This window comes from Pseudomonas sp. R5-89-07 (genome assembly GCF_003851685.1).
Lineage (GTDB): Bacteria > Pseudomonadota > Gammaproteobacteria > Pseudomonadales > Pseudomonadaceae > Aquipseudomonas.
The window spans coordinates 3,874,560-3,889,604 of record NZ_CP027727.1 but is presented as its reverse complement, the minus strand read 5'-3'; the positions used below and the strand labels follow the sequence as shown (position 1 = coordinate 3,889,604).

Genomic DNA, 15,045 nt, shown 5'->3' with positions numbered 1-15,045 from the left:
TGAGCGGGCGCCTGGAGATTTTCCTATGTCATCTTCCGCCCCGAACGCTGTCCTCTCGGTCAGCGGTATCGGCAAGACCTATGCCCAACCCGTTCTGTCCGACATCACGCTCACGCTCAACCGTGGTGAAGTGTTGGCGCTGACCGGTGAAAACGGCGCAGGCAAAAGTACCTTGTCGAAGATCATCGGCGGGTTGGTCACGCCGACCACCGGAAACATGCAGTTCAATGGCCAGGCTTATCAGCCCGCCAGCCGCACCCACGCCGAAGCACTGGGCGTGCGCATGGTCATGCAAGAGCTCAACCTGCTGCCCACGCTGACCGTGGCTGAAAACCTGTTCCTGCATAACCTGCCCAGCCAGGGCGGCTGGATCAACCGTAAACAGCTGCGCAAAGCCGCCACGGAAGCCATGGCCCAGGTTGGCCTGGACGCCATCGATCCGGACACGCTGGTGGGCAGCCTGGGTATTGGCCATCAACAAATGGTCGAGATTGCGCGCAACCTGATCGGCGACTGCCACGTACTGATTCTCGACGAACCCACGGCGATGCTCACTGCCCGTGAAGTCGAGATGCTGTTCGAACAAATCACCCGCCTGCAGGCCCGGGGCGTGGCGATTATCTATATTTCGCACCGGCTGGAAGAACTGGCCCGTGTGGCCCAGCGCATTGCGGTATTGCGCGACGGCCAGCTGGTCTGTGTCGAGCCGATGGCCAATTACAACAGTGAGCAACTGGTCACGCTGATGGTGGGGCGCGAGCTGGGCGAGCACATCGATCTCGGCCCGCGCACCATCGGCGAACCGGCGTTGACGGTTCAAGGCCTGACGCGCTCGGACAAAGTCCGCGATGTGTCTTTCCAGGTACGTGCCGGCGAAATCTATGGCATTTCCGGTCTCATTGGCGCCGGTCGTACCGAGTTGCTGCGCCTGATTTTCGGCGCCGACCTGGCCGACAGCGGCACGGTGGCCCTGGGGCCGCAGGCCAATGTGGTGAGCATTCGCTCCCCGGTCGACGCGGTCGGTCATGGCATCGCCCTGATCACCGAAGACCGCAAAGGCGAAGGCCTGCTGCTGACCCAGTCCATCAGCGCCAACATCGCCCTGGGCAACATGCCGGAAATCTCCGCGGGCGGGCTGGTTAACAGCCGCGATGAAACCGCCCTGGCCAAGCGCCAGATCGATGCCATGCGTATCCGCAGTTCCAGCCCGGCGCAGTTGGTGTCCGAGTTGTCGGGCGGTAATCAGCAGAAGGTGGTGATTGGCCGCTGGCTGGAGCGCGATTGTTCGGTGATGCTGTTCGACGAGCCCACCCGAGGCATTGACGTCGGTGCCAAGTTCGACATTTACGCCTTGCTCGGCGAGTTGACACGCCAGGGCAAAGCGCTGGTCGTGGTCTCCAGTGATCTGCGCGAGCTGATGCTGATCTGTGACCGCATCGGCGTGTTGTCCGCCGGACGCTTGATCGAAACATTCGAGCGCGACAGCTGGACCCAGGACGAATTGCTCGCCGCCGCGTTTGCCGGCTATCAGAAACGTGATGCGCTGCTCAACGATACAGCGCCTAGGAATACCCCATGAAAACAACCCTTTCCCCCGGTAAGACTGGCGGCAACTTCTACGGCCTGGGTACGTACCTGGGGCTGGCAGGTGCGTTGCTGGCGATGATTGCGCTGTTCTCGGTACTCAGCGACCACTTCCTGTCCTATGACACGTTCAGCACCCTGGCCAATCAGATTCCCGACCTGATGGTGTTGGCGGTGGGCATGACGTTCATCCTGATCATCGGTGGCATCGACTTGTCGGTAGGTTCGGTACTGGCGCTGGCGGCATCAGCGGTCAGCGTGGCGATCCTGAGCTGGGGCTGGAGCGTATTGCCGGCCGCCGTGCTGGGCATGGGTTGCGCTGCGTTGGCCGGCACCCTCACCGGTTCCATTACCGTGGCCTGGCGGATCCCTTCCTTTATCGTGTCCCTCGGTGTGCTGGAGATGGCCCGGGGCGTGGCCTACCAGATGACCGGATCGCGCACCGCGTATATCGGTGACTCGTTTGCCTGGCTGTCCAATCCGATTGCGTTCGGGATCTCGCCGTCGTTCATCATCGCGTTGCTGGTGATCATCGCCGCCCAGTTGGTGCTGACCCGCACCGTGTTTGGTCGCTACCTGATCGGTATCGGTACCAACGAAGAAGCGGTGCGCCTGGCGGGTATCAACCCCAAGCCCTACAAGATCCTGGTGTTCAGCCTGATGGGCCTGCTGGCCGGTGTGGCCGCGCTGTTCCAGATCTCGCGCCTGGAAGCGGCGGATCCGAATGCCGGCTCGGGCCTTGAGCTGCAAGTGATTGCTGCGGTGGTGATCGGCGGTACGAGCCTTATGGGCGGGCGCGGTTCGGTCATCAGCACCTTCTTTGGTGTGCTGATTATTTCGGTATTGGCGGCGGGCCTGGCGCAGATCGGCGCAACCGAACCGACAAAGCGCATCATCACCGGTGCGGTCATCGTGATCGCCGTCGTCCTTGATACTTACCGCAGCCAGCGCGCCAGTCGGCGGGGCTGATCCATGGCAACGATCAAGGATGTGGCGGCACTGGCGGGTATTTCCTATACCACGGTGTCCCATGTGGTGAACAAGACGCGCCCGGTCAGCGAGCCGGTGCGCATCAAGGTCGAAGCGGCGATCAAGCAGTTGGACTATGTGCCGAGTGCGGTCGCGCGCTCACTCAAGGCCAAGACCACAGCGACGATCGGGCTGCTGGTGCCCAACAGCCTCAACCCGTATTTCGCCGAACTGGCCCGGGGCATCGAGGATTACTGCGAGCGCAATGGCTACTGCGTGATCCTTTGCAACTCCGACGACAACGCCGAAAAGCAGCGCAGCTACTTGCGCGTGCTGCTGGAGAAACGCGTCGACGGCTTGATCGTGACCTCGGTAGGCGGCGATGACAGTGGCCTCGCCGCTGGCTTGAGTGCGGTGCGCACGCCGATGGTGATTGTCGACCGGGCGCTGGACGGTATCGATGTCGACCTGGTGCGCATCGACCATGAAGAGGGCGCTTACCTGGCGACCCGGCACCTGCTTGAATTGGGCCATCGCGACATCGCCTGCATCGCCGGCCCCGCGCATACTCGCGTGGCGCAAATGCGTTTGGCAGGGTATCGCCGTGCGCTGCGCGAAGCCGGTGTTGAAGTAGCAGCTGAGCGTATCCGCGAAAGTGATTTCACCAGTACCGGCGGTTATGCCGCCGCCGTGCAACTGCTCGCGCAACAGCCGCCCAGTGCGATTTTTGCCTGCAACGACATGATCGGGTTTGGCGTGCTGCGCGCCGCAGCAGAGCGCAATATCCGCGTGCCGGGTGAGCTGTCGGTGATTGGTTTCGATGACATTCAAATGGGCCGTTACGTCTATCCGGCGTTGACCACGGTCGGGCAGTCGATCGTGCAGTTGGGTGAGACAGCGGCCGAGTTATTACTGCGACGTATAGCGACACCCCAACTGCCGATCGATCAACGCATCGTGACGCCGAGTATTGTCTTGCGTGAGTCGACGGCGGCGTTGGCCGGCGTGTTCGCCCAATACCGCTGAACCGAATTGATGAGTACTGAAGTATGCCCGCAAAAGTAGTGGTAATAGGCAGCTTGAACATGGACCTGGTCACCCGCGCCAGTCGCTTGCCGCGTGCCGGTGAAACACTGATTGGCCAGACGTTCTCCACCGTTCCCGGTGGCAAGGGCGCCAATCAGGCGGTCGCCTTGGCGCGCCTGGGTGCGGATGTTGCGATGGTCGGTTGCGTCGGCACCGATGCCTACGGCGACCAATTGCGTGATGCGCTAGTGGTCGAAGGTATCGATTGCCGGGCCGTCAGCACGGTGGAAGGCTCCAGTGGTGTCGCGTTGATCGTGGTGGATGACAGCAGCCAGAACGCGATTGTGATTGTGGCGGGCAGTAACGGACGGTTGACGCCCGCGTCGTTGACAGCCTGCGATGCGGTGTTACAGGCGGCCGACGTAATCATTTGCCAACTCGAAGTGCCGCTGGAAACCGTCGGGCATGCGCTCAAGCGCGGCCACGAGCTGGGCAAGACGGTGATCCTCAACCCGGCACCCGCCAGTGGACCCTTGCCGGCCGAGTGGTATGCCTCTATTGACTACCTGATTCCCAACGAAAGTGAAGCCAGTGCCTTGAGCGGCGTCGCGGTCGACTCCCTCGACAGCGCCAGGCTTGCCGCGACAGCGTTGATCAAGGCTGGCGCCGGCAAGGTCATCATTACCCTTGGCGCCCAGGGTGCCTTGTTTGCTGATGGCAGCAACTTCGAGCATTTGGTCGCGCCCAAGGTCAGGGCGGTGGACACCACGGCGGCCGGCGATACCTTCGTCGGTGGCTTTGCTGCGGCATTGGCCGCAGGCAAAAGCGAAGCCGAGGCGATCCGTTTTGGCCAGGTCGCGGCGGCGTTGTCGGTGACCCGTGCCGGCGCCCAGCCTTCCATTCCTACGCTGCACGACGTACAAGGTTTTGTGCCCGCATGAAAAAGACACCTCTGCTCAATATCGCCCTGTCACGCGTGATCGCGTCGCTGGGGCATGGCGACATCCTGATCATCGGTGATGCCGGCCTGCCGGTGCCGCCCGGCGTCGAATTGATCGACCTAGCGCTGACCCAGGGCATCCCGGATTTCATCAGCACCCTGCGCGTCGTGCTCAGCGAAATGCAGGTAGAAAGCCACGTGCTGGCTGAAGAAATCCTGCTCAAGCAGCCGCCGGCGCTGATTGAACTCGATGCACTTACCGGACAAGCTGCCCTTGGCGAGCGTCGTCTGCTCAGCCATGAGGCCTTCAAGCAACTGAGTGGCAAGGCGCGCGCCGTGGTGCGCACCGGCGAATGTCAGCCTTACTGCAATATCGCGCTGGTCTCCGGCGTAACCTTCTAGAGTCCCCCTACGACAAGGAGTGTTTTATGCAACGTGGTCTTCCATCCCTGAAAAACCTGTTCCGGAGTGTTCTGCTTTTGTCCGCACTCACAGCTGCAAGCGCCCAGGCGGCGGAAAAAATCGACCTGATCATCGACACCGACCCGGGCGCCGATGACGTGGTTGCCTTGCTGTTCGCCATGGCTTCGCCGCAAGAGCTGAGTATCCGCGCGCTGACCACCGTGGCTGGCAACGTGCGCTTGGACAAAACCTCGCGCAATGCGCGCCTGGCGCGTGAGTGGGCAGGGCGTGAGGACATCCCGGTTTACGCGGGTGCCCCAGCGCCGTTGCTGCGCAAGCCGATCTATGCCGAAAACATCCACGGCAAGGAAGGTATTTCCGGCGTGACCGTGCACGAGCCGAAGCAAGGCCTGGCTGAAGGCAATGCCGTGGATTACCTGATCAAGACCTTGACCGCCGCCAAGCCCCACAGCATCACCATCGCCATGCTCGGCCCGCAGACCAACCTGGCCCTGGCACTGACCCAGGCGCCAGAGATTACCCAAGGCATCAAGGAAGTGGTGGTGATGGGCGGTGCGCACTTTAATGGCGGCAATATCACGCCGGTGGCCGAATTCAACCTGTTCGCCGACCCGGTGGCGGCTGAGATTGTGCTTAAAAGCGGTGTGAAGCTGACCTACCTACCGCTGGACGTGACCCATAAGGTGCTGACCAGCGAGGCGCGTCTGAAGAAAATCGCAGACCTGAACAACAATGCAAGCAAGGTTGTCAGCAATATCCTCAACGAGTACGTCAAGGGCGACATGGAACACTACGGCATTCCTGGCGGGCCGGTGCATGACGCCACGGTGGTCGCCTACCTGCTCAAGCCGTCGCTGTTCAGCGGTCGCCAGGTCAACGTGGTTGTCGACAGTCGTGAAGGTCCGACTTTCGGCCAGACCATCGTCGATTGGTACGATGGCCTGAAGCAGGACAAAAACGCATTCTGGGTCGAGAATGGCGACGCCCAGGGCTTCTTCGATCTGTTGACCGAACGCCTGGCGCGCTTGAAGTAAAACCCTAACCGGTCGGCGTTCGCCGGCCGGTTCTTATTCGTGCTCTTGCGCGCCTGGGTGGTCGGCCGGGTATTTCTCGAAGACCTGGCTGACAAATGCTTGCGCGCCCTGGGTGCCCAGTTCCTTGACCAGCAGGTCGATACCGATGATTGCCAGCTCCTCCGGACTCCCGGGGCTGTAGGAGCTTTGCCCTTGGGGCCATTTGGCTTTGATGTCGGCTTGGAGCGTTACGGTGGTCATGGGGATCTCACGGGTTTTAGGTACTGGGCGATGCTGGCGCGCGGCTGCAACGGGCGCAGTTAAGCATTTTGCACGGGAGTTGGCACTGCGACTTAGGCATGAGGAAGGGGCTGTGCGACACTGTTACCTTGTTTATTGGCCGGGAAACACCGCGTGCAGATCGATTTGAACAACCCCGAGAATCTTACGTTGGTAGCCGTGCGCCAACTGCTTGCCAGCGCCAGTGACGATGAACACACCCAACTGCGGGTCACCAAGGCCGGCATCGCCTACATCTCTTCTGGCGTTGTAGGGGGCGCCGATATTGAAGGTCTGCTGTTTCGCCTGGAGACCTGGGCCAAGGGTTCCGGTTATGTGGGGAACGTGGCCGCGAATGACGAAGTCTGGGTGATGCAGATTTTCAACGCGCTCAAGCAGAATTGGCCAACGCCATCGTCGGACTACATCGATATCTACTGAGCATGTTCATATCCAGTCACGATTGACTGGACGCTTGCCTGGCCTGAGTCAGGCAGACTTGGGCGTGAGGCGTTAACGTCTTGAAACCAATCGGCTCAATCGCTGTCGCACGATCTCTGTCCATTTTTTATCATAGGAGGCTTCATGCCTTGGAAGCTCGCATCATTCGGTACTTTGTTGGCAGCACTCGCGTTGGCGGGTTGCAGCACCCCGGGTGCCTCTGAGCCAGGCAAAGATGCCACCGTGACCGATGCTGGTCATAGCCGCTGTGAGTCGAAGGCCGCCGAGTTCACGATCGGCCAGAAAGCCTCGCCTCAACTGCTGGAGCAGGCACGTGCGCGTGCCGGTGCGCAGAATGCCCGTATCCTCAAGCCCAATGACATGATCACGCTGGAATATCGCTCCGACCGCTTGAACCTGAACACCGACGATAATCTGGTGATCACGCGGGTCAACTGCGGCTGATTGCGTCTGGCTTTTGCAGTACCCATAAAAAACCCCGTCACATGGACGGGGTTTTTTTAGCTCAGCGGAGTATTACTCGCCGCGAACTTGTGCAGCTTGCATACCCTTTTGGCCTTTCTCAGCCACGAAGGAAACGGTTTGGCCTTCTTTCAGGCTTTTGAAACCGTCGCTTTCGATAGCTTTGAAGTGTACGAACAGGTCGTCACCGCCACCTTGAGGAGTGATGAAGCCGAAGCCTTTTTCATCGTTGAACCATTTAACGGTGCCGGTTTGGCGATTAGACATGGTGTATCTCCAAGAAACATATATTTTCAGTAGTGCTGTGCTGCTCAGGCCAACTGGGCACACAGGGCTATCATAGTCGAAATGTTCGGCTTGGGAGCCCCCCCAAGGCATTGTTTGCTAATCAATAGCGTTGCGTTTAGTGCCTGGCTTGGCTGAAAGCCCCGATCTACGGGGCTTTGGTGCGAAATATCAGCTGTTAAAAAAAGCCGTAAAACCTGCATAATTTGTGAGAAATAGCCGTTTTAGGGCTGTTTTTCTGGCAATAAAGACGCCCGATCAGTGAGCGTTCTTACTTTTTCTTCACGACTTTGCAGGACGAAATAGCCGCGACCGCTTTGTTTTTCAGCTCCGGGCTGGCGTTCTGATTGGTCATCAATTCCTTGATTTCCGCAGTGCTCAATTCTGCGTTGATCTTGTCGGCGCCACATTCGCAGTGGGCTTTGGCGGTTTTGACGTCGACGTTCTGGCTGGCCGCAGCGCTGCAGTCATTGACGAAGGCGTCACGGGCGCCCGCCGGCCAATTCGAAGGCGCCGCGGCTTGCGCGCCGAGCGAAAGGAATGCCAGGGAAGCGGCGAGGGCGAGGGTCGAGGTAAAACGCATCATGGGATGCTCCTTTGGGTCGAGGACGAACGGCGATTCTCGGGGTGTTTGAGGCATGGCGTACAGCTCAAGTTCACTTTTGCGGCCATAAAGCATGGAATTTGCTTTTACCGCAGGCTGCGTCGGCGCGATGACCGTTCATCTGTGCTAGCATCGTGAGCTTGGCTTTTTCCAGGCGCGCCATTTGCCGCCATGCCAGGCTCTTTTTTGTTCACTCCAGTCACTCTGGTTCGATTATCGGTTGGCCGAAAGGCTCCTGCCGCTGTAAGGCAGGCGTTCAGTATTGAGCGGCCTGGTGTTGGATCTTGTACTGGCTCATCCCAACCCACGTGACCTTTGGTAGGGGTCACCACTAGGAGAGGAGGCGCCATGCCAACTATTACTCTACCCGACGGCAGTCAACGTTCGTTCGATCATCCGGTTTCCGTAGCCGAGGTCGCCGCATCCATTGGTGCAGGCCTGGCCAAGGCCACCGTGGCCGGCAAGGTCGACGGCAAGCTGGTCGATGCCAGTGACCTGATCACCTCCGACGCCACCCTGCAGATCATCACGCCCAAGGATCAAGAGGGGCTGGAGATCATTCGCCACTCTTGCGCGCACCTGATTGGCCATGCGGTCAAGCAGCTGTACCCCACCGCGAAAATGGTGATTGGCCCTGTCATCGACGAAGGCTTCTATTACGACATCGCCTATGAGCGTCCTTTCACGCCGGACGATCTGGCGGCGATCGAGCAGCGCATGCACGCGCTGATCGAAAAAGATTACGACGTCATCAAGAAAGTCACGCCGCGTGCCGAAGTGATCGATGTGTTCACCGCTCGTGGCGAAGACTACAAGCTGCGCCTGGTGGAAGACATGCCGGACGAGCAGGCCATGGGTCTGTACTACCACGAAGAATACGTCGACATGTGCCGTGGCCCGCACGTGCCGAACACGCGTTTCCTCAAATCGTTCAAGCTGACCAAGCTGTCCGGCGCCTACTGGCGCGGCGACGCGAAGAACGAGCAGCTGCAACGGATCTACGGCACCGCCTGGGCCGACAAGAAGCAGCTGGCTGCCTATATCCAGCGTATTGAAGAAGCCGAGAAACGCGACCATCGCAAGATCGGCAAGCGCCTGAACCTGTTCCACCTCCAGGAAGAAGCGCCGGGCATGGTGTTCTGGCACCCGAACGGCTGGACCCTCTACCAGGTGCTCGAGCAGTACATGCGCAAGGTTCAGCGTGAAAACGGTTACCTTGAGATCAAGACCCCGCAGGTCGTTGATCGCAGCCTGTGGGAGAAATCCGGGCACTGGGCCAACTACGCCGACAATATGTTCACCACCCAGTCGGAAAACCGCGACTACGCCATCAAGCCGATGAACTGCCCTTGCCACGTGCAGGTGTTCAATCAGGGCCTGAAAAGCTACCGCGAGTTGCCAATGCGCCTGGCCGAGTTCGGTGCCTGCCACCGCAACGAGCCATCGGGTGCGCTGCACGGCATCATGCGTGTACGCGGCTTTACCCAAGACGACGCGCATATCTTCTGTACTGAAGAACAGATGCAGGCTGAATCCGCCGCGTTCATCAAGTTGACCATGGACGTTTACCGCGATTTCGGTTTTACCGAGGTCGAGATGAAACTGTCCACTCGTCCGGAAAAGCGCGTCGGTTCCGACGAGCTGTGGGATCGCGCCGAAGCTGCACTGGCCGCAGCACTCGACAGCGCGGGCCTTGCGTACGATCTGCAACCTGGAGAGGGCGCGTTTTACGGTCCCAAGATCGAGTTCTCGCTGAAAGATTGCCTTGGTCGCGTCTGGCAGTGTGGTACCCTGCAGCTCGATTTTAACCTGCCGATCCGTCTGGGAGCCGAATACGTCTCCGAAGACAACAGCCGTAAACACCCGGTTATGCTGCACCGGGCGATCCTCGGCTCGTTCGAACGGTTCGTCGGGATCCTGATCGAGCACTACGAGGGTGCATTCCCTGCGTGGCTGGCTCCGACCCAGGCAGTGATCATGAATATCACTGATAAACAGGCAGATTTTGCCGCTGAGGTTGAAAAAACACTCAACGAAAGCGGATTTCGTGCCAAGTCCGACTTGAGAAATGAAAAGATCGGCTTTAAAATCCGCGAGCATACTTTGCTCAAGGTTCCCTATCTTTTGGTTATCGGAGATCGGGAAGTCGAGATGCAGACTGTCGCTGTGCGTACTCGTGAAGGTGCTGACCTGGGCTCGATGCCCGTCGCCCAGTTCGCTGAGTTCCTCGCGCAAGCGGTTTCCCGGCGTGGTCGCCCAGATTCGGAGTAATTATTATTAAGCGTGAAATGAGACAAGATAAACGAGCTGCACCGAAAGCCCCGATCAACGAGAATATCTCGGCACGCGAGGTTCGGTTAATTGGCGCTGATGGCGAGCAGATTGGCATCGTCTCGATTGATGAAGCGCTTCGTATTGCAGAAGAGTCCAAGCTGGACCTGGTGGAAATTTCCGCCGATGCAATCCCACCCGTTTGCCGGGTGATGGACTACGGCAAGTCGATCTTCGAGAAGAAGAAACAGGTTGCCGCAGCGAAGAAGAACCAGAAGCAGATTCAAGTAAAAGAAATCAAGTTTCGTCCAGGGACGGAGGAAGGGGATTACCAGGTAAAACTGCGCAACCTGGTACGTTTCCTGAGTGATGGGGACAGGGCCAAGGTATCCTTGCGATTCCGCGGCCGTGAGATGGCCCACCAGGAGCTGGGGATGGAACTCCTCAAGCGGGTTGAAGCTGACCTGCTCGAGTACGGTTCGGTCGAACAGCATCCTAAGATGGAAGGACGCCAACTGATCATGGTCATCGCCCCGAAAAAGAAGAAGTAATCAACAGGGCACGGCAGGCCTTCTGATTATGTTTATCAACTGAATGCGGAGTATCCGAACATGCCAAAGATGAAGACTAAAAGTGGTGCTGCTAAGCGGTTTCTGAAAACTGCTAACGGTATCAAGCACAAGCACGCTTTCAAGAGCCACATCCTGACCAAAATGTCGACCAAGCGTAAGCGTCAACTGCGCGGTAGCAGCTTGCTGCATCCGTCTGACGTGGCAAAAGTCGAGCGCATGCTGCGCCTTCGTTAATTTTTGGATCAAGAATAGAGGAAGTAACTCATGGCTCGTGTAAAGCGTGGCGTCATTGCCCGTAAGCGTCACAAAAAAATTCTGAAACTTGCTAAAGGCTACTACGGCGCGCGTTCACGCGTATTCCGTGTTGCCAAGCAAGCGGTAATCAAGGCAGGCCAATACGCCTACCGTGACCGTCGTCAGAAAAAACGTCAGTTCCGCGCTCTGTGGATCGCTCGTATCAATGCTGGTGCACGTGTTAACGGTCTGTCCTACAGCCGTTTCATCGCTGGCCTGAAAAAAGCGTCCATCGAAATCGACCGTAAGGTTCTGGCTGAACTGGCCGTGAACGAAAAAGCGGTGTTTGCTGCGATTGTCGAGAAAGCTAAAGCCTCCTTGGCTTAAGTACCCCCGACAGTCACCCTGGGTTACTCCTGTAGCCCACGGTGGTAAACGTCATAAATAGGGGAAGAGCCTTCAAGCTCTTCCCCTATTTTGTATCTGGAGTCTGTACATGGAAAACCTGGACGCGCTCGTCGCTCAAGCTCTTGAGGCTGTGCAAAGCGCTGAAGATATCAATGCCCTGGAGCAAATCCGGGTTCACTACCTTGGCAAAAAGGGCGAATTGACTCAGGTGATGAAGACCCTGGGGAATTTGCCGGCAGAGGAGCGTCCGCAGGTCGGTGCGCTGATCAACGTTGCCAAGGAGCGCGTCACCGAGGTTCTCAATGCGCGCAAGGCGTCGCTCGAGGAGGCCGATCTTGCGGCCAAGCTCGCCGCCGAGTCCATTGATGTGACCTTGCCTGGCCGTGGCCAGGCCTCGGGCGGTCTGCATCCGATCACCCGGACTCTGGAACGTATCGAACAGTTCTTCACCCATATTGGCTACGGCATTGCCGAAGGCCCTGAGGTCGAAGACGACTATCACAACTTCGAGGCGCTCAACATCCCAGGCCATCACCCGGCCCGGTCGATGCACGACACCTTTTATTTCAACGCGAACATGTTGCTGCGCACCCATACCTCGCCCGTACAGGTCCGCACCATGGAAGCGAACAAGCCGCCGATCCGCATTGTCTGCCCAGGCCGTGTGTACCGTAGCGACTCCGATATCACCCACTCGCCGATGTTCCACCAGGTCGAAGGCCTGCTGGTTGACCGCGACATCAATTTCGCCGACCTCAAGGGCACCATCGAAGAGTTCCTGCGGGTGTTCTTCGAGAAAGAGCTGGCGGTGCGTTTCCGTCCGTCCTTCTTCCCATTTACCGAGCCGTCCGCTGAAGTCGATATGGAATGCGTGATGTGCAGCGGTAAAGGCTGCCGCGTGTGCAAGCAGACCGGCTGGCTGGAAGTGATGGGTTGCGGCATGGTTCACCCTAACGTGCTGCGCATGTCCGGGATCGACCCGGAAGAATTTTCGGGCTTTGCCTTCGGCATGGGCGTTGAGCGTCTGGCCATGCTGCGTTACGGCGTGAACGACTTGCGTCTGTTCTTCGACAACGACTTGCGGTTCCTCGCGCAATTTCGCTAGTCGTAACGAATCTTTAGGAGAGCAGGATGAAATTCAGTGAACAATGGCTGCGTGGCTGGGTAAGCCCGCAGGTAGAGCGCGACGAGCTGGTTGCTCGTCTGTCGATGGCCGGTCTTGAGGTCGATAGCGTCAGCCCGGCCGCCGGTGTATTCAGTGGCGTAGTGGTGGGCGAGGTGCTGAGCACCGAGCAGCACCCGGATGCCGACAAATTGCGTGTGTGCCAGGTCAGCAATGGCGCGCAAACGTTCCAGGTCGTGTGCGGAGCGCCCAATGTGCGCCCGGGCCTGAAGATTCCGTTCGCCATGATTGGTGCCGAACTGCCAGGCGACTTCAAGATCAAGAAGGCCAAGCTGCGCGGCGTCGAGTCCAACGGCATGCTGTGCTCCCAGGCTGAGCTGCAGGTAGGCGAGGGTAACGACGGCTTGATGGAGCTGCCGGCCGACGCGCCGGTAGGCCAGGACATTCGTGTTTACCTGGAACTGGAAGACGCCAGCATCGAGGTCGACCTGACCCCGAACCGTGGCGACTGCCTGTCCCTGGCCGGCCTGGCCCGTGAAGTGGGTGCGCTGTACAACGTTCCGGTTACCCGCCCGGTGGTTGCCAGCGTGCCTGCCGTGCACGACGAAGTGCGCCCGATTGAAGTGCTGGCGCCAAACGCCTGCCCACGTTACCTGGGCCGCGTGATCCGTAACGTCGACCTGTCCAGGCCGACCCCGCTGTGGATGGTCGAGCGCCTGCGCCGCGCTGACGTACGCAGCATCGATGCGGCCGTCGATATCACCAACTACGTGATGTTGGAGCTGGGCCAACCGCTGCACGCATTTGACCTCGCTGAAATCAACGGCGGCATCCGTGTGCGTATGGCAGAAGAAGGCGAGAAGCTGGTACTGCTCGACGGCCAGGAAGTCAGCCTGCGTGCAGACACCCTGGTCATCGCCGACCATACCCGCGCCTTGGCCATCGCCGGCGTGATGGGCGGCGAGCACAGCGGTGTATCTGCGACCACTCGCGACGTATTCCTTGAAAGCGCATTCTTCGACCAGATCGCCATCGCTGGCAAGGCCCGTTCCTACGGCCTGCACACCGATGCATCGCACCGCTATGAGCGCGGCGTAGACTGGAAGCTCGCCCGTGAAGCCATGGAGCGCGCCACCGGCCTGCTGCTGGAAATCACCGGTGGCGAAGCCGGCCCGATCACCGAAACCGTCAACGAACAATTCTTGCCGTCCATTGCGCCGATCACGCTGCGTGCCAAAAGCGTCGAGCAAATGCTTGGCCTGGTGATCGAGCCTGCCGAGATCGAGCAACTGCTGTCGGCCCTTGGCCTTGTCATCTCCACGAGTGGGGAAGGGCAGTGGCACGTTGAAGTGCCAAGCCATCGCTTCGATATCAGCCTGGAAGTCGACCTGATCGAAGAACTGGCGCGCTTGTACGGCTACAACCGCCTGCCGGTTCGCTACCCGCAAGCACGTCTGGCGCCGCAGCCCAAGGCCGAAGCGCGTGCGCACCTGCCTGAACTGCGTCGCCTGCTGGTTGCGCGTGGTTATCAGGAAGCCGTGACTTACAGCTTCATCGATCCAAAGCAGTTCGAGCTGTTCAACCCAGGTGTCGAGCCGCTGTTGCTGGCCAACCCCATTTCCAACGATATGGCCGCCATGCGTTCGTCGCTGTGGCCAGGCTTGGTCAAGGCCTTGTCTCACAACCTGAACCGCCAGCAAGACCGCGTGCGCATGTTCGAAAGCGGCCTGCGCTTTGTGGGCCAGCTCGATGGCTTGAAGCAAGAGCCCATGCTGGCCGGTGTGGTCTGCGGTAGCCGCCTGCCGGAAGGCTGGGCACAAGGCCGCGATGCCGTGGACTTCTTTGACGTCAAGGCTGACGTGGAAGCGGTGCTGGGCTTCGCCGGTGCGCTGGACGCCTTCACGTTCCTGCCCGGTAAACACCCTGCGCTGCACCCAGGCCAGACTGCGCGCATCGAGCGCGAAGGTCGTTTGGTCGGTTTTGTCGGCGCCATTCACCCGGAACTGTCGAAAACCCTGGGTCTGGACCGTCCAGTCTTCGTTTTCGAGCTGCTCCTGGCTGAAGTTGCATCGGGCAAGATGCCTAAATTCAGCGAGTTGTCGCGCTTCCCTGAAGTGCGTCGTGATCTGGCCCTGATCGCCGATCGTGAAGTCGCCGCCACTGCCGTTCTGGATGTAATCCGTGAAAATGCAGGGGAATGGCTGACAGACCTCAGGCTATTTGACGTCTATCAAGGTAAAGGCATTGATCCGCATAGAAAAAGCCTAGCGGTTGGCTTGACCTGGCAGCATCCATCGCGCACTCTTAATGACGATGAGGTGAATACCACGACACAAAATATCCTCACCTCGCTCGAACAAAGGTTGAACGCCACGTTAAGGAAGTGACGT

Annotated in this window: 17 protein-coding genes; 14 read left to right on the top strand and 3 right to left on the bottom strand. The window is 59.1% G+C overall.

The window, feature by feature from the left end; translation table 11 throughout:
- Positions 1-25: 25 nt before the first annotated feature.
- The 6 genes from C4J94_RS17715 to C4J94_RS17690 are packed head-to-tail and all read left to right on the top strand — an operon-like array spanning position 26 to position 5,976.
- The gene (locus C4J94_RS17715) at positions 26-1,579 is read left to right on the top strand and encodes a sugar ABC transporter ATP-binding protein (protein WP_124387361.1); all 1,554 of its coding nucleotides are present in this window, start codon (positions 26-28) and stop codon (positions 1,577-1,579) included.
- Complete coding sequence (locus C4J94_RS17710) at positions 1,576-2,553, top strand: ABC transporter permease (protein ID WP_124387360.1); 978 nt, start codon at positions 1,576-1,578, stop codon at positions 2,551-2,553. Before C4J94_RS17715 ends, C4J94_RS17710 begins: the two co-directional genes overlap by 4 nt.
- Before the next feature lie 3 nt (positions 2,554-2,556).
- Positions 2,557-3,579 carry a LacI family DNA-binding transcriptional regulator gene (locus C4J94_RS17705; RefSeq protein ID WP_124387359.1) on the top strand — a complete coding sequence of 341 codons (1,023 nt, stop codon included), beginning with the start codon at positions 2,557-2,559 and terminating at the stop codon, positions 3,577-3,579.
- Between the two features lie 23 nt (positions 3,580-3,602).
- Positions 3,603-4,520: a ribokinase gene (rbsK, locus tag C4J94_RS17700; protein WP_124387358.1), complete on the top strand. Its 918-nt coding sequence runs from the start codon at positions 3,603-3,605 to the stop codon at positions 4,518-4,520.
- Entirely contained in the window at positions 4,517-4,921 is a 405-nt protein-coding gene (gene rbsD / locus C4J94_RS17695; protein ID WP_124387357.1) for a D-ribose pyranase, read from the top strand. Before rbsK ends, rbsD begins: the two co-directional genes overlap by 4 nt.
- Positions 4,922-4,947: 26 nt before the next feature.
- Complete coding sequence (locus C4J94_RS17690; RefSeq protein WP_124387356.1) at positions 4,948-5,976, top strand: nucleoside hydrolase; 1,029 nt, start codon at positions 4,948-4,950, stop codon at positions 5,974-5,976.
- A gap of 33 nt (positions 5,977-6,009) precedes the next feature.
- Here C4J94_RS17690 and C4J94_RS17685 read toward each other — a convergent pair whose 3' ends face one another.
- A complete protein-coding gene (locus C4J94_RS17685) occupies positions 6,010-6,216 on the bottom strand; it encodes a hypothetical protein (RefSeq protein ID WP_124387355.1) in 207 nt (68 codons plus the stop codon).
- Positions 6,217-6,369: 153 nt separating this feature from the next.
- Between C4J94_RS17685 and C4J94_RS17680 the strand changes: the two genes are divergently transcribed.
- Complete coding sequence (locus tag C4J94_RS17680; RefSeq protein ID WP_124387354.1) at positions 6,370-6,675, top strand: hypothetical protein; 306 nt, start codon at positions 6,370-6,372, stop codon at positions 6,673-6,675.
- A 144-nt stretch (positions 6,676-6,819) separates the two neighbouring features.
- Positions 6,820-7,140 carry an I78 family peptidase inhibitor gene (locus C4J94_RS17675; RefSeq protein WP_124387353.1) on the top strand — a complete coding sequence of 107 codons (321 nt, stop codon included), beginning with the start codon at positions 6,820-6,822 and terminating at the stop codon, positions 7,138-7,140.
- A 72-nt stretch (positions 7,141-7,212) separates the two neighbouring features.
- On the opposite strand, the gene C4J94_RS17670 is transcribed toward C4J94_RS17675, so the two are convergent.
- Together C4J94_RS17670 and C4J94_RS17665 are read right to left on the bottom strand one after the other, a co-directional pair.
- Positions 7,213-7,425 (bottom strand): cold-shock protein, encoded by a 213-nt coding sequence (locus tag C4J94_RS17670; RefSeq protein WP_003234260.1) that lies wholly within the window; start codon positions 7,423-7,425, stop codon positions 7,213-7,215.
- Positions 7,426-7,714: 289 nt separating this feature from the next.
- Positions 7,715-8,029: a hypothetical protein gene (locus tag C4J94_RS17665; RefSeq protein WP_124387352.1), complete on the bottom strand. Its 315-nt coding sequence runs from the start codon at positions 8,027-8,029 to the stop codon at positions 7,715-7,717.
- A 366-nt stretch (positions 8,030-8,395) separates the two neighbouring features.
- Between C4J94_RS17665 and thrS the strand changes: the two genes are divergently transcribed.
- The 6 genes from thrS (at position 8,396) to pheT (ending at position 15,042) form a co-directional block, all read left to right on the top strand.
- The gene (gene thrS, locus C4J94_RS17660) at positions 8,396-10,318 is read left to right on the top strand and encodes a threonine--tRNA ligase (protein WP_124387351.1); all 1,923 of its coding nucleotides are present in this window, start codon (positions 8,396-8,398) and stop codon (positions 10,316-10,318) included.
- Positions 10,318-10,869, top strand: coding sequence for a translation initiation factor IF-3 (gene infC / locus C4J94_RS17655; protein ID WP_015884933.1), 552 nt, complete (start codon positions 10,318-10,320; stop codon positions 10,867-10,869). Before thrS ends, infC begins: the two co-directional genes overlap by 1 nt.
- 60 nt (positions 10,870-10,929) lie before the next feature.
- Complete coding sequence (rpmI, locus tag C4J94_RS17650; RefSeq protein ID WP_002553160.1) at positions 10,930-11,124, top strand: 50S ribosomal protein L35; 195 nt, start codon at positions 10,930-10,932, stop codon at positions 11,122-11,124.
- Between the two features lie 30 nt (positions 11,125-11,154).
- Complete coding sequence (gene rplT, locus C4J94_RS17645; RefSeq protein WP_005789679.1) at positions 11,155-11,511, top strand: 50S ribosomal protein L20; 357 nt, start codon at positions 11,155-11,157, stop codon at positions 11,509-11,511.
- 109 nt (positions 11,512-11,620) lie between these two features.
- Entirely contained in the window at positions 11,621-12,637 is a 1,017-nt protein-coding gene (gene pheS / locus C4J94_RS17640) for a phenylalanine--tRNA ligase subunit alpha (RefSeq protein ID WP_034099107.1), read from the top strand.
- A 26-nt stretch (positions 12,638-12,663) separates the two neighbouring features.
- Positions 12,664-15,042, top strand: coding sequence for a phenylalanine--tRNA ligase subunit beta (gene pheT / locus C4J94_RS17635; protein ID WP_124387350.1), 2,379 nt, complete (start codon positions 12,664-12,666; stop codon positions 15,040-15,042).
- Positions 15,043-15,045 lie beyond the last annotated feature (3 nt).

Coding starts and splice junctions, on each gene's coding strand:
- C4J94_RS17665 (WP_124387352.1), bottom strand. CDS start 8,029: ATGATGCGTTTTACCTCGACCCTCGCCCTCGCCGCTTCCCTGGCATTC.
- rpmI (WP_002553160.1), top strand. CDS start 10,930: ATGCCAAAGATGAAGACTAAAAGTGGTGCTGCTAAGCGGTTTCTGAAA.
- rbsD (WP_124387357.1), top strand. CDS start 4,517: ATGAAAAAGACACCTCTGCTCAATATCGCCCTGTCACGCGTGATCGCG.
- rbsK (WP_124387358.1), top strand. CDS start 3,603: ATGCCCGCAAAAGTAGTGGTAATAGGCAGCTTGAACATGGACCTGGTC.
- rplT (WP_005789679.1), top strand. CDS start 11,155: ATGGCTCGTGTAAAGCGTGGCGTCATTGCCCGTAAGCGTCACAAAAAA.
- C4J94_RS17670 (WP_003234260.1), bottom strand. CDS start 7,425: ATGTCTAATCGCCAAACCGGCACCGTTAAATGGTTCAACGATGAAAAA.
- C4J94_RS17685 (WP_124387355.1), bottom strand. CDS start 6,216: ATGACCACCGTAACGCTCCAAGCCGACATCAAAGCCAAATGGCCCCAA.
- C4J94_RS17715 (WP_124387361.1), top strand. CDS start 26: ATGTCATCTTCCGCCCCGAACGCTGTCCTCTCGGTCAGCGGTATCGGC.
- thrS (WP_124387351.1), top strand. CDS start 8,396: ATGCCAACTATTACTCTACCCGACGGCAGTCAACGTTCGTTCGATCAT.
- pheS (WP_034099107.1), top strand. CDS start 11,621: ATGGAAAACCTGGACGCGCTCGTCGCTCAAGCTCTTGAGGCTGTGCAA.
- pheT (WP_124387350.1), top strand. CDS start 12,664: ATGAAATTCAGTGAACAATGGCTGCGTGGCTGGGTAAGCCCGCAGGTA.
- C4J94_RS17675 (WP_124387353.1), top strand. CDS start 6,820: ATGCCTTGGAAGCTCGCATCATTCGGTACTTTGTTGGCAGCACTCGCG.
- C4J94_RS17705 (WP_124387359.1), top strand. CDS start 2,557: ATGGCAACGATCAAGGATGTGGCGGCACTGGCGGGTATTTCCTATACC.
- C4J94_RS17690 (WP_124387356.1), top strand. CDS start 4,948: ATGCAACGTGGTCTTCCATCCCTGAAAAACCTGTTCCGGAGTGTTCTG.
- C4J94_RS17710 (WP_124387360.1), top strand. CDS start 1,576: ATGAAAACAACCCTTTCCCCCGGTAAGACTGGCGGCAACTTCTACGGC.